Source organism: Sphingomonas aliaeris (assembly GCF_016743815.1).
Lineage (GTDB): Bacteria > Pseudomonadota > Alphaproteobacteria > Sphingomonadales > Sphingomonadaceae > Sphingomonas > Sphingomonas aliaeris.
This window is the reverse complement of record NZ_CP061035.1, coordinates 3,123,956-3,137,258: the sequence shown is the minus strand read 5'-3', so window position 1 is coordinate 3,137,258 and position 13,303 is coordinate 3,123,956. Positions and strand designations below refer to the sequence as shown.

General features: G+C 64.6%; 9 protein-coding genes and 1 pseudogene. 8 read left to right on the top strand and 2 right to left on the bottom strand.

Translation table 11 applies throughout. The annotated features are described in order from the left end of the window. Nucleotides 1-11 precede the first annotated feature (11 nt). The 3 genes from H5J25_RS20815 to H5J25_RS14810 are packed head-to-tail and all read left to right on the top strand — an operon-like array spanning nucleotide 12 to nucleotide 3,078. The gene (locus tag H5J25_RS20815; protein ID WP_225883148.1) at nucleotides 12-1,046 is read left to right on the top strand and encodes a hemerythrin domain-containing protein; all 1,035 of its coding nucleotides are present in this window, start codon (nucleotides 12-14) and stop codon (nucleotides 1,044-1,046) included. After that, complete coding sequence (locus H5J25_RS14815; RefSeq protein ID WP_202092270.1) at nucleotides 1,043-2,086, top strand: SDR family oxidoreductase; 1,044 nt, start codon at nucleotides 1,043-1,045, stop codon at nucleotides 2,084-2,086. The genes H5J25_RS20815 and H5J25_RS14815 overlap by 4 nt, the downstream gene beginning before the upstream one ends. 8 nt (nucleotides 2,087-2,094) lie before the next feature. Further along, on the top strand, nucleotides 2,095-3,078 hold the full coding sequence (locus H5J25_RS14810) for a patatin-like phospholipase family protein (RefSeq protein WP_202092261.1): 984 nt from the start codon (nucleotides 2,095-2,097) through the stop codon (nucleotides 3,076-3,078). A gap of 189 nt (nucleotides 3,079-3,267) precedes the next feature. On the opposite strand, the gene H5J25_RS14805 is transcribed toward H5J25_RS14810, so the two are convergent. Beyond that, on the bottom strand, nucleotides 3,268-4,125 hold the full coding sequence (locus tag H5J25_RS14805; RefSeq protein WP_202092259.1) for an SMP-30/gluconolactonase/LRE family protein: 858 nt from the start codon (nucleotides 4,123-4,125) through the stop codon (nucleotides 3,268-3,270). Between the two features lie 18 nt (nucleotides 4,126-4,143). After that, entirely contained in the window at nucleotides 4,144-5,952 is a 1,809-nt protein-coding gene (locus tag H5J25_RS14800; RefSeq protein ID WP_202092257.1) for an IlvD/Edd family dehydratase, read from the bottom strand. A 316-nt stretch (nucleotides 5,953-6,268) separates the two neighbouring features. Here H5J25_RS14800 and H5J25_RS14795 point away from each other — a divergent pair, with 316 nt between their 5' ends. The 5 genes and pseudogenes from H5J25_RS14795 (at nucleotide 6,269) to H5J25_RS14775 (ending at nucleotide 13,277) form a co-directional block, all read left to right on the top strand. After that, nucleotides 6,269-7,573: a sugar MFS transporter gene (locus tag H5J25_RS14795; protein WP_202092255.1), complete on the top strand. Its 1,305-nt coding sequence runs from the start codon at nucleotides 6,269-6,271 to the stop codon at nucleotides 7,571-7,573. Nucleotides 7,574-7,611: 38 nt separating this feature from the next. After that, nucleotides 7,612-9,189 (top strand): alpha-N-arabinofuranosidase, encoded by a 1,578-nt coding sequence (locus tag H5J25_RS14790; RefSeq protein WP_202096401.1) that lies wholly within the window; start codon nucleotides 7,612-7,614, stop codon nucleotides 9,187-9,189. Nucleotides 9,190-9,199: 10 nt separating this feature from the next. Then, a complete protein-coding gene (locus H5J25_RS14785; protein ID WP_202092253.1) occupies nucleotides 9,200-10,213 on the top strand; it encodes an arabinan endo-1,5-alpha-L-arabinosidase in 1,014 nt (337 codons plus the stop codon). Then, nucleotides 10,213-11,253, top strand: a pseudogene (locus H5J25_RS14780) (glycoside hydrolase family 43 protein); the annotation flags it as partial. The gene H5J25_RS14785 and the pseudogene H5J25_RS14780, both read left to right, overlap by 1 nt. Continuing rightward, complete coding sequence (locus H5J25_RS14775) at nucleotides 11,253-13,277, top strand: discoidin domain-containing protein (RefSeq protein ID WP_225883147.1); 2,025 nt, start codon at nucleotides 11,253-11,255, stop codon at nucleotides 13,275-13,277. The pseudogene H5J25_RS14780 and the gene H5J25_RS14775, both read left to right, overlap by 1 nt. Nucleotides 13,278-13,303: the final 26 nt, after the last annotated feature.

Sequence of the window (13,303 nt, the reverse complement as noted above, 5' to 3'; positions counted from 1 at the left end):
GGAGATGCACGATGGCAGACGACAAGAGCAATCGCGGCAATGGCGACCGTGGCCGGGTAGCCGGCGGGGAAACCTATGAAGTCGAGTATTTCGCGAACAAGCACGGCCTCTCGCGCGACGAGGCGCAGGCGCTGATCGATCGCGTCGGGAACGATCGCGACGCGCTGGAGGCGGCGGTCGCCGATCGCGGCGGGAACGACACGCAGGCCAAGCCACGCGCCCGGCGCACGACGTCCAAGACGAGCGGCGAACCGCGCAAGCGTCGATCGACCAAGTCGGACGACAGCGTACTCGCCGCACCGGTCGAAGCCGTGAACGAAGCGATCGTCGAGCCGGTGCGTAAGGCGGTCCAGCCGGCAAAACGCAAGGCGATCGCCGCGATCGATAGCGTTACCGACACCACGACCAAGAACGTGCAAGCCGCAACGCGCTCCGCCGCCCGCGCGCCCGCCGCCGCGCGTCGTCGCGCAGGCGAAGCGACCGATAGCGTCAAGAAGGCGCTGCCCAAGCGCACCGGATCGATGCTCGGCGTCGCGGCGGCGGGTATCGTGACGGGCCTCGCCCTGAACCTCGGCCGCAAGATGGCGGTCCAGGCGCCGAGCGCGTTTGCGGGCGACTGGTTCGATGCCGTCAAGCTGGAACACAAATTGGCGCTCGCTTTGTTCGACAAATTGCAGGCGACCAGCGACGAGGACGTGACCAAGCGCGGTGCATTGCTGACACAGTTGAAGCATGCCCTCGGCAAGCACGCCTTCACCGAGGAAAACGTCCTGTATCCGGCCCTCAGGGCATGGGGCGACAAGGCGGATGCCGACAAGCTGAACCACGATCACGGCTATGTGAAACAGTATCTCTACGACCTCGAACGGATGGAAAAATCATCCTCGGGCTTCCTGCCGATGGTCGCCGACTTCCGCGCGCAGATCGAGGAGCATATCCAGGAGGAAGAAGCCGCAATCTTCCCGCCGTTCCACGCCGCGATGAGCGAGGCGGAGAATGCCAAGGTGACGGCGATGGCGAACAAGGAAGGGTTCAAGCTCGCTTGACGCTGCATCGCACGCCGGGGCGGGGCACCAGTCTCCGCCTCAAACCGATCGACCGGCAAGCGCTGGTCGTCACGGGGGCGACCAGCGGCAACGGGCTCGCGATCGTCGAGCGCGCGATCCGCAGCGGCGCGCGCGTCGTGGCGGTCGCCCGCAACGACGCCGCGCTGGATGACCTACGGACGCGATTGTCCGCGAATGGCGGCCGGATCGCGACCGTCGTCGCCGATGTCAGCGACGCAGACGCGGTCGAGCAAATCGCCCGCACGGCGATCGCCGAGTTCGGCGGTTTCGACAGCTGGATCAACAATGCCGGCGTCGGCGTCTATGGGTCACTGGAACAGGTGCCGATCGCCGATCACCGCCGCGTGTTCGACGTCAATTATTTCGGGATGCTCCACGGGTCGCTCGTCGCGGCCCGACATCTCCGCGGCAAGGGCGGGGCGATCGTCAACATCGGATCGATCCTGAGCGACCGGGCGATCGTCGATCAAGGCCCATATTGCGCCACCAAGCATGCGGCGCAGGCGCTGACCGATACGTTGCGGATGGAACTCGAACGCGAAGGCACCGGCATCTCGGTCACATTGGTCAAGCCCGGCGCGATCGACACGCCATTCCCGGATCATGCGCGGAACTTCATGGACCGGCTGCCGCGTGTGCCCCCTCCGGTCTATGCGCCGGATGTCGTCGCGGACGCCGTGCTGTTTGCTTGCGCGCACCCAAGGCGTACCATCTATGCGGGTGGCGGCGGACTCGCGTCGGCGTTGCTCGCGCGTGCGGCGCCGCGTGTGACGGACCGGATCATGGAAGCCGTCGGCCGGAAATTGCAGCAACGGACCGAAAAGCAGGACAACCCGGAGCGCCGCGATAATCTCTACGAACCGCGCGCCGATGCACTTCGCGGCCTGCCGAACGTCCATGTGCGGGAATCCAGCCTCGCGGTGCAGATGCAGAAGCTGCCGAAGCGCGCGGTCGGCATGGTGCTGGTCGGCGGGGCCGCCGCGCTCGCGATGACGATCCGCGCACGCGCCCGCCGGTGACGGCTGCGATGGCCGATGAATTCGACCTGGTGCTTGCGATGAGCGGCGGCAACGCGCTCGGCGCTTTCCAGGCGGGCGCGTATCAAGCCCTGCACGAACACGACCTGATGCCCCGCTGGATCGTCGGTGCGTCGATCGGGGCGATCAACGGGGCGATCATCGTGGGGTCGGACGCGGGCTCAAGGATCGACGCACTGCGAACGTTGTGGCGGCCGGACGGAGACGATGCCGCGCTCGGCCCGATGCTGGACACGTCACGCAGGGCCGCGGCGGTGGCATGGACGCTGATCGCCGGGCGTCCCGGCATGTTCGGGGCGTCTCTTCCCGGTTTCCGGTCCTGGGACGAGCATCGCATATCCTTGTTCGAAACGGATCAACTGGTGACCACGCTTGACCGAATGGTCGATTTCGACCGGCTGAACGCCGGGTCTTGCCGGTTCACCGCGACGGCGGTGGATCTGGCGACCGGAGACGATGTCGTGTTCGACACGCGCGATATGCGGATAAACGCGCAACACATCCGGGCGAGTGCCGCCTTGCCCGTGACATTTCCACCGGTCGAGATCGACGGGCGATGGCTGGTCGATGGCGGCATGTCGGCTAATCTCCCGCTGGACCCGATCATGGCCGAACGCACGTCGCGGCCGCGACTGGTTCTTGCGATCGATCTTCTGCCCTTGCAACAGGATCTGCCGCGCGACATGGGTGAGGCGGCAGGCCGTATGCAGGACCTGATCTTCGCGGCGCAATCGCGGCGGACGATCTCGCGGTGGCAGGCGGTTCACGAAAGCGATCCCGACATCGACCTGACGCTCGTCCGCCTGGTCTATGCCGATCAGTCGGACGAGATTGCGGGCAAGGCGCTGGACTTTTCCGGGCAGACGATCGCGCGCCGGTGGGATGCCGGCTACCGATCGATGTTGCGCGTCGTCGAACGGCTGGAGGCGGGTGACCTGCGTCCCAAGGGGGTCAGGGTCGTCGAACCGGACTAGGCCTGATCGACATTCAGCTGCGAAAGGCCTGTGCATCCACGCCACCCCGGCGGAGGCCGGGGCCCAGTCGGGAAAGCTGCCGTATCAAGGGACTGCAGCGCGTTACGAACCCTCCAGCGACTGGCTCCGGTCTTCGCCGGAGGGGCAGGAGTGAATGTCGACACGCTCCGGGATCCGCCCGCAAACGCATCAGCCCGCATATTCGTGGCTCGGCAGCCCGATCGCACCACTCTCGACTTCGAACAGCCCGCCGTCATGCTCGCTGTCGGGCAGGCCTTTCGCCGCCGACGTGACGAACAGCCGGTCCAGATCGTCCCCGGCAAATGCCATATTGGTGATCTGTTGCGCGGGCAGGGCGATTGATCGGTCGAGCGTTCCGTCCGGTGCGAAGCGGCTGATCCGCCCGCCGCCCCAATGCGCGACCCACAGCCCGCCGGCCGCATCGACCGTCATGCCATCTGGATAGCCATCATCGTCACCGAACCGGATGAAGGGCTGGCGATCGGCGACGGACCCGTCCGGGGCGAGCGCGAACCGATAGATGGTCCGCCGCGCGGTATCGCTATGATACAGCCATTGGCCGTCCAGCGAGAAGGCCGGGCCGTTGGTCACCCGGTAGCCATCGTCCAGCCGGGTCCAGCGGCGATCGCTGTCCAGCCGGTACAAGGCACCCGTGTCGGCTTCTTCCGCCATATCCATCGTGCCGAACCAGATACGGCCCTGCGCATCGGCCTTGCCATCGTTCATGCGGTTGCCGGGCAGATGCGGCTCCGGGTCCACGATCGGTGTGATGACGAGTGGATCGAGCCGGATTTCGGCGACGCCGCTCTGGAAACCGCCAATCAGTCCCCCCGCGCTGCGCCGGACGACCCAGCCGAGCGGTTCCGGCATCGCCCAACGGACCACGCGTCCGTCTTCCAGCGACAGCCGGTTCAGCGCGGGGGCAAGGATATCCACCCAATAGAATGCCCGGTCGCGCGGCGACCAGCAGGCACCTTCGCCCAACTGGTCCCGAACGTCCCGCTTTACCAATTCCCATTGCGCCACGGTTCGCTCCTTCGTGGCTCAGTGGTTGTCGCGGGGCAGGCCCATCGTCTGCGCGATGCGCTGATATTTCTCCGCACCTTCCAGGATCGCGCCGGTGTTCATCTGCCCGACCACGGCACGCTGGATTTCCTGCCACGGCGTCTGCGATGCGGGATAGGCATATCCACCCTTGGCTTCCAGCGCGCGCCGCCGTTCCGCCAGGTCCTCGTCCGACAATAGCACGTTGACGGTGCCGCGGTTGAGGTCGATCCGCACCCGGTCACCCGTTTCCAGCAATGCGAGACCGCCCATCGCCGCGGCTTCGGGGCTGGCGTTCAGGATCGACGGGCTTCCGCTCGTGCCCGACTGGCGGCCGTCGCCGACGCACGGCAACCCGCCGATGCCTTCGGTGATCAGATAGGCCGGCGGGCGCATGTTGACGACTTCCGCCGCGCCCGGATAACCGATCGGGCCGGCGCCACGCATGAACAGCAACGTCTCGGGCGTGATGCCCAGTGCGGGATCGTCGATGCGGTGGTGATAATCCTCCGGACCGTCGAACACGACCGCCGGTCCCTCGAACGCATCGGGATCGTCCGGGTTCGACAGATAGCGCGCGCGGAACGCGTCATCGATCACGCTCGTCTTCATCACCGCGGCATCGAACAGATTGCCCGACAGGACCAGGAACCCGGCCTCTTCCTTCAGCGGCTGGTCGAACGACCGGATGACCTTGTCGTCCTCGATCGTCGCGGCGCGGCAATTGTCGCCCATCGTCCGCCCGTTGACGGTCATCGCGCCTTCGCGGATCAGGCCCTGGCCCATCAGTTCGGCGACGACCGCGGGTACGCCGCCCGCCCGGTAATAATCCTCGCCCAGATATTCTCCGGCGGGTTGCAGGTTGACCAGCAGCGGCACCTTGTGGCCGACCGTTTCCCAATCCTTCAGCGGTAGGTCCACGCCGATATGGCGCGCGATCGCGGCCAGATGGATCGGCGCGTTGGTCGATCCGCCGATCGCCGAATTGACCACGATCGCATTGTGGAACGCATCCAGCGTCAGGATGTCGGACGGCTTCAGATCTTCCGCCACCATCTCGACGATGCGCTTGCCCGTCAGATACGCCACTTCCTGACGGTCACGGTACGGCGCGGGAATCGCGGCCGACCCGGGCAGCATCATGCCGAGCGCCTCGGCCAGCGAATTCATCGTGCTCGCCGTGCCCATCGTGTTGCAATAGCCCGTCGATGGTGCCGAACTCGCGACCAGCTTGATAAAGCCTTCGTCGTCAATCTGCCCGGTCGCCAACAACTGCCGCGCCTTCCAGACGATCGTGCCCGATCCGGTGCGCTCACCCTTGTGCCAGCCGTTCAGCATCGGGCCGACCGACAAGGCGATGGCGGGCAGGTTGACGGTCGCCGCCGCCATCAGGCACGCTGGCGTCGTCTTGTCGCATCCGGTGGTCAGCACGACCCCGTCGATCGGATAGCCGTATAGCGACTCCACCAGGCCGAGATAGGCGAGGTTGCGGTCGAGGCCGGCGGTCGGCCGCTTGCCCGTTTCCTGAATCGGATGGACCGGGAATTCGAGCGCGATGCCGCCCGCCTCCCGAATGCCTTCGCGGATGCGTTCCGCCAGAACGAGATGATGACGGTTGCACGGCGACAGGTCGCTGCCGGTCTGCGCGATCCCGATGATCGGCTTACCGGAGCGCAACTCGTCCAGGCTGAGACCGAAGTTCAGATACCGCTCCAGATACAAGGCGGTCATGTCGATATTGTCGGGATTGTCGAACCACGCGCGCGAACGAAGCTTCGCAGGTGTCGCTTTAGTATCTGGGGAGGTCATCGAAGGATTCCGTCAAGACGAGTTGAAGGGCGGGCGGATCGACGCGGACGGTTGGTCACGCGAAAGGTCGGGCAGCGGGCCGGCGCGCGGCCGGGGCGTCGGGAATGGTTAGGGGACACAGGAGACGGGCGGGGCGGCACGGCGGCCGGGCCGGGCGCGCGATGCAACCTCATTTCCCGAATGTCCCCGTCATGCCACTCCCCTGCGTTCAGACGCCATTGACGCGTGCTTGGCGCCCATATAGTCCGACAAATAAATCAAGCGCAAGCGGTGACGGCACGAGCGTCGCGCCGCTTCGACAGAGGAGGAGGGTGATATGGCGATGCCGCCGGCTACCGGAAGTACCGAGCGTTCGGACGCAACGGGCGTGAACTATACGTCCGCGCTCAGCCTGCTGGCGACGTTGTTCTTCATGTGGGGCTTTATCACCGTTATCAACGGGACGCTGCTGCCGCACCTGCGCAGCGTGTTCGATTTGTCCTACACGCAGACGACTTTGATCGAGAGCGTGTGGTTCATCGCATACTTCTTCGCATCCATCCCCTCCGCGAAGCTGATCGAGCGCGTCGGCTACCAGAAGTCCATGGTCATCGGTCTCGGCATGATGGCGGTGGGTGCGCTGGTCATGGTGCCGGCGGCGCGGCTTCCCTCCTATGAGGTAACTTTGTTCGCGCTGTTCGTAATCGCCAGCGGAATCACCTTGTTACAGGTCGCGGCCAACCCGTATGTCGCGGTCGTCGGCAAGCCGGAGACCGCCTCGTCGCGGCTGAACCTCGTCCAGGCGTTCAACTCCGCTGGGGCGACGCTGGCACCGTTGTTCGGTGGATATCTGATCCTCGGGCGCACGACTTCGGGAACCGCGGCGGCGGGGGCGGCGGCGCTGACGCCTGCCGAACGGCTCGCCGATGCGCAGTCTGTCGTGCTGCCCTATGTCATCGTCGCGGTCGTGCTTGCCATCCTCGCCGTCGTGATCGCTCGCTTTCCGCTGCCGGCCATGGGATCCTCCACGCAACGCGCCGCTCGAGCCGAGCGCAAGACGCAGTCGCTGTGGAAGCATCGCAACCTGGTGTTCGGAATCCCGGCGATCTTCATCTACCTCATCGCCGAGATCGGGGTGGGAAATCTCTTCATAAACTTCGTTTCGCAGCCCGAAATCGGAAATCTGTCGCATCAGCAGGCGTCCAACTATCTGTTCCTTTTATGGGGCGGAATGATGGTCGGCCGGCTCGTCGGCGCGTTCGTCATGCAAAAGGTTGATGCCGCGCATGTGCTTGCAATCGCTAGCATCGGCGCCACGATCGTGATGCTGGTCGCCGCCTTCACCACCGGTCATGTCGCGATGTGGGCGCTCATTTCCGTCGGCCTGTTCCACTCTATCATGTTCCCTACCATTTTCACCCTCGGCATACGCGGCCTCGGCCCCCTAACCGAGGAAGGGTCGGGGTTGCTGATCATGGCGATCGCGGGTGGAGCGTTGGTGATCGTGCAGGGCTGGCTAGCGGATCATTACGGGCTGCAGAATTCGTTCCTGCTGACCGCGGCATGCGAACTGTACGTGCTGTTCTATGCTGTGTGGGGATCGCGACCAACCGCGGCCGTGCCCGATCCGGTGGGGCGCTGATCCAAACCCCGCCTATGTCGGACAAATAGGAGAATATGATGTCCCGGTTCCTGCGCGGTGTCGCCGCCGCTTTGCTGCTATCAAGCAGTGCGATCGGCGGCGCGCAGAGCGCTCCTGCGACCGCGCCCGCCGCCGCGGAAGGGCGGGTTGCCCTGACCGTTCACGGCGATCGTCCCGGCCCGGTCTACGACCGGCGGATCTTCACGCAGTTCGCGGAGCATCTCGGCACCGGGATTTACGGCGGGCTGTGGGTCGGTCCGAATTCGAGCATCCCCAATACGCGCGGATTTCGCAACGACGTGGTCGCCGCATTGAAGGGCATCGCGGTACCGGTGATCCGCTGGCCCGGCGGCTGCTTTGCCGACGAATATCACTGGCGCGAGGGGATCGGCCCGAAGGCCAAGCGCCCGGTAAAGATCAACACGCACTGGGGCGGCGTGACCGAACCGAACACGGTCGGTACGCACGAATTCATGGATCTCGCCGAACAGATCGGTGCGGAAGCTTACATCGCCGGCAATGTGGGCAACGGCACTCCGCAGGAAATGGCCGAGTGGGTGGAATATATGACCGCCCCCGCCGGTACGCTGGCGGACGAGCGCGCGCGGAACGGGCGCAAGGCTCCGTGGGCGGTGCCCTATTTCGGCGTCGGCAACGAATTGTGGGGCTGCGGCGGGAACATGCGCCCGGAATATGCAGCGGACCTGACGCGGCGCTATGCGACTTTCATCAAGGCTCCGAAGGATACGCGCATCCTCAAGGTCGCGAGCGGTGCGAACGTCGATGATTATCGCTGGACCGAGACGATGATGCGCGAAGTTACCGGGCAGGTCGATGCCTTGTCGCTGCACTACTACACGATACCGGGCAGCTGGCCGCCGCGCGCCTCAGCCAGCGTGTTCGACGAAACCGGCTGGGCGGAAACGCTGTCCGAAGCGATGCGCATGGACGATCTGATCACGCGGCACAGCGCGATCATGGACAAGACGGATCCGCAGAGGCGCATCTGGCTGGCGGTGGACGAATGGGGCACCTGGTATGCGGGCGATCCCGGCACGAATCCCGGTTTCCTGCGCCAGCAGAATACGTTGCGCGACGCTCTGGTTGCCGCGGTACACCTCAACATCTTCGCCAAGCATGCCGATCGCGTGAAGATGACCGCGATCGCGCAGATGGTGAACGTGCTGCAGGCGATGATCCTGACCGACGGCAAGAAGATGGTGCTGACGCCGACCTATCATGTCTTCGCGATGTACAAGGGCTATATGGACGGGACGGTCCTGCCGATCGACATCACGTCGCCCTGGTACAACAAGGACAAATGGACGATGCCGGCGGTCAGTGTCTCGGCCGTGCGCGGTAAGGACGGGGTGGTGCGTATCGCACTCGCCAATCTGGACCCGAACAGGCCGCATGACATCGCCGCGGCGTTGCCAGGGCTGACCGCGCAATCCGTATCGGGGCAGGTACTGACTGCGCCGGCCATGACCGCGCTCAACAGCTTCTCCGCGCCGAATACCGTCACGCCCGCCGCCTTTACCGGTGCGCAGTTGCAGGCGGGTACGCTGTCCGTGTCGTTGCCGCCGAAATCGGTGGTGATGCTCGAACTGAAATGAGGTGGCGGTGATGCGGAAGACGATGTCGCGCTTCGCTGCGCTGGCGCTTCTCGCGGGCGTCGGCAGTGCGACGGCGCAGCAAGGCGGTACGGTCAATAGCCGGTTGAGCGGCGATATCGTGCCGACGCACGATCCGGTGATCGCGCGCGAGGGCGACACCTATTACGTATTCGGTACCGGCATGGCGTCGCGCACGTCGAAGGATCTGGTGCGCTGGGTTTCGGCAAAACCGTTGGTCGACAACACTTTACCTGACTGGGCGGCGAAGGCGGTGCCGGGTGCTAAGGGCATGTGGGCGCCGGATATCTCGTTCGCGAAGGGGCGGTGGCAGCTTTATTATGCGGTTTCGACCTTCGGATCGAACCGTTCGGCGATCGGGCTTTACACCAGCCCCACGCTAGATCCCGCCGCGCCCGGCTATGGCTGGCGCGACGAAGGCATGGTGCTGATGTCGACCGCGGACAGCGATTTCAACGCGATCGACCCGAATTTCATTATCGACCGCCAGGGACGGCACTGGCTGTCGCTCGGGAGTTTCTGGACCGGGTTGAAGCTGTTCCGGCTTGATCCGCGCACCGGCAAACCCGCCAACCCGAAGGCCGCGCCCTATTCGATCGCGCGCCGCCCTGCACCGGCCGGTGCGCCGGCGCCGGTGGAGGCGCCGTTCATCGTGGATCATGGCGGCTATTACTGGCTGTTCGCGTCGTACGACTATTGCTGCAAGGGCGTGAACAGCACCTATTACACCGTTGTGGGCCGGGCGAAGGACATCACCGGACCCTATCTCGGCAAGGACGGCAGTTCTATGATGCAGGGTGGCGGGACGACGTTCCTGCGCGCCGATCTCCCAGAAAAGCAGCGGTTTCGCGGACCCGGCCATGTCGGGTTCCTGCACGACAAGGATGGCACCGACTACGTCGTCTACCACGCCTATGACCGCGACAATAAGGGCGCATCGACGCTTCGGATCGCCCGGGTGCGGTGGGGGGCGGACGGCTGGCCGCAAGCGGAGGATTGGACGTGATCGATTTTACCCGACGGACGATTTTGGCAGGCGCGACGGCGCTCGCCGCAGCCCCGGTGATCGCGCGAAAGCCTGCGCTGCGGTCCGGCAGCGGATCGCTCATCGTAAACCCGCTGGTCCGCCAGCGCGCCGACGCGCAGGTGTTTCGTCACACGGACGGCTGGTATTACATGACAGGATCGGTGCCGGAATATGATCGGCTGGTGCTGCGCCGCTCCCGCACGTTGGCGGGTCTCGCGACGGCGCAGGAGCGGGTGCTGTGGCGGCATCTGTCGAGCGGGCCGATGTCCGGGTTCCTGTGGGCTCCCGAACTGCATTTGATCGACGGGAAGTGGATCATGTACTTCGCCGCCGGGCCGAGCGGGGGCGGAGAGGACGTGTTCCGCATCCGCACCTATGCCGTGACGTGCGACGGCGCCGATCCGATGACCGGCACATGGTCCGTGCTCGGTCAGTTGCAGACGGCGTGGGACAGCTTCAACCTCGATTCCACCAGCTTCGTTCACCGAGGCGTCCGCTATCTTGCTTGGGCGCAACGAGAGGATGGGATCGACACCAATAGCAACCTGTATCTCGCCCCCTTGAAAAGCGCCCTGACGCTGGGGGCGAAGCCGGCGCGGTTGACAGTGCCGACGCTCGATTGGGAGGTGCGCGGCTTCAAGGTCGCCGAGGCACCCGCGTTTCTTGCCCGGAACGGCCAGGTTTTCATCACCTATTCCGCCAGCGCGACCGACGCCCGCTACTGCATGGGCATGTTGAGCGCGAAAGACGATGCCGACCTGATGAACCCGGCCGTATGGACGAAGTCGCCGCAGCCAGTGTTCAAATCTTCACCCGAGCACAAGGTCTTCGGGCCGGGTCACAACAGCTTCACCGTGGATGAGGCGGGGCGCGACATGCTGGTCTATCATGCGCGCGATTATGAGAATATCAGCGGCGATCCGCTGTTCGATCCCAATCGGCATACGCGCGTGCAGCCGTTCAAATATCGCGCCGACGGTAGCCCGGATTTCGGAGTGCCGCTGGCCAACGGCCGGTTGTGAATCCGCATCGGCTGCGCGCGGCGATCGGGGCTTCGATCCTCGCCGTCGTTCTCGGCACGGCCTCGGCGCAAGCCAGTTCGCCGGCAATAGACACAGAACGGGTCGCGCAGGCGCGCTTCGGCAACGACGCGTCGTGGTACAGCGCGCGGATTCCGTTCTTCGAGTCCTCCGATCCGCAAATCGACGACGTCTATTATTACCGCTGGAAACTGTTCCGGGCGCACCAGCGCGATCTCGGCGCGGAGGGGTTCATATCGACGGAGTTTCTCGACGATGTCGGTTGGCAGCGCGAACCCTATGCCAGCCTGAACGACGCCAGCGGCTTCCATATTGCCGAGGGGCGCTGGCTGCGCGATCGGCGGTACGCGGACGACTATATCGATTTCATGTATCGCGGCGGGAACGACCGTCACTTCACCGACTATATGGCGGACTCGGTCTACGGCCGGTTCCTGGTTGATGGCGACCGGGCAGCTGCGGTGCGCCATCTGGGGGCCATGCGTCACATCTACCGTCTATGGGACGACCGGTTTGACTTCACCAAGGGGCTGTATTGGGTGGAGCCGCTGCTCGACGCGACCGAATATACGATCTCCTCGATCGATGCGTCGGGCGGGAAGGACGGGTTTCGCGGCGGCGATGCGTTTCGTCCCTCGATCAACGCCTACATGTTCGCCAATGCCCGGGCGCTAGCGAAGCTATCGGCTATGGCTGGCGATACGACCGCAGCAGCGGACTTTGCCGCCCGTGCCGCCGCGATCAAGGCGCGCGTTCAGGACGACTTGTGGAGCCCGGCGCTCAGCCATTTCATCGACCGCTACCAAGTCACTAACGAATTCGTAAAGTACTGGCAGCCGATCCGCGGACGCGAACTGGTCGGCTATCTACCCTGGACCTTCGATCTGGTGGACGATGACGCACGCTTCGCCGCCGCGTGGCGACATGCGCTCGATCCGCAGGGGCTGGGCGGTGCTACTGGGTTGCGAACGGTCGAGCCTTCCTACCAATATTACATGCGTCAGTATCGGTACGAAGGGACGGCGCCCGAATGCCAGTGGAATGGGCCCGTCTGGCCGTTTCAGACGACGCAGGTGCTGACCGGCATGGCCAATCTTCTCGATCATTATAGTCAATCCGTGGTGACGCGGAGCGACTATATGCGGTTGCTCCGGCAATATGCCGCAATGCATTTCCAGCAGGGACTGCTGGATATCGAGGAGGATTATCATCCCGAAACCGGGCGACCGATCGTCGGACTGGCGCGGAGTCATCACTATTTCCACTCGGGCTTCAACGATCTGATCCTGACCGGACTAGTCGGCATCAGGCCGCGAGCGGACGACGTGCTGGAGGTCAATCCGTTGTTGCCCGTGAACGGCGATCCGCAGGCGTTGCGTTGGTTTCGCGCGCAGGACGTTCCATATCATGGGCACAGTGTCGCGGTGACCTGGGATGCGGACGGGCGACATTATGGCGGCAAGCCGGGACTGACGGTGGAGGTAGACGGCGCGGCGCTGGCCCACCGGGCGACGATGGGGCGCTTGACCGTGCCGATCTCGCGGCTGCGCCTGCCCGAGGCGGAGCGCCCGATCGCGCAGTCGGTGCAGCTTGTGCGCGGCCAGTTTCCGAAGGGAAGCGCGTCCGGCATGGCGGATCCCGAACGCGTTCACGATGCGATTGACGGGCGCGTGTGGTTCTTCCCAGAATTGCCGAACGGTTGGGACACGGACGCAACGCGTTCCCCGCAATGGTTTGCAATCGACTTCGGTAAACCGGTTCGCCTGACGCGCGCAGAGATCGCGTTCTTTACCGATGGAAAGACCTTCGCCGTACCCCGCGAATATCGGCTGCAAGTGCGTTCGGGGAATGCCTGGCAAGACGTCGCACCCTCCGGGTCGCGCGCTATCGGCAACGGCATCACCCACGTGCGCTGGACGGAAACGGTTGCAGACCGGATCAGATTAATAGTCCGACAACAGCCGGGCAAACGCACTCGGCTTGTCGAGCTGAAAATTTTGTGACCATCGGCTCGCATTCCTCGACTGGA

What these genes read in the sequence shown, in the direction of transcription:
- H5J25_RS14790 (WP_202096401.1), top strand. Translation starts at nt 7,612, where the DNA reads ATGTCCCGGTTCCTGCGCGGTGTCGCCGCCGCTTTGCTGCTATCAAGC.
- H5J25_RS14800 (WP_202092257.1), bottom strand. Translation starts at nt 5,952, where the DNA reads ATGACCTCCCCAGATACTAAAGCGACACCTGCGAAGCTTCGTTCGCGC.
- H5J25_RS14810 (WP_202092261.1), top strand. Translation starts at nt 2,095, where the DNA reads ATGGCCGATGAATTCGACCTGGTGCTTGCGATGAGCGGCGGCAACGCG.
- H5J25_RS14785 (WP_202092253.1), top strand. Translation starts at nt 9,200, where the DNA reads ATGCGGAAGACGATGTCGCGCTTCGCTGCGCTGGCGCTTCTCGCGGGC.
- H5J25_RS20815 (WP_225883148.1), top strand. Translation starts at nt 12, where the DNA reads ATGGCAGACGACAAGAGCAATCGCGGCAATGGCGACCGTGGCCGGGTA.
- H5J25_RS14795 (WP_202092255.1), top strand. Translation starts at nt 6,269, where the DNA reads ATGGCGATGCCGCCGGCTACCGGAAGTACCGAGCGTTCGGACGCAACG.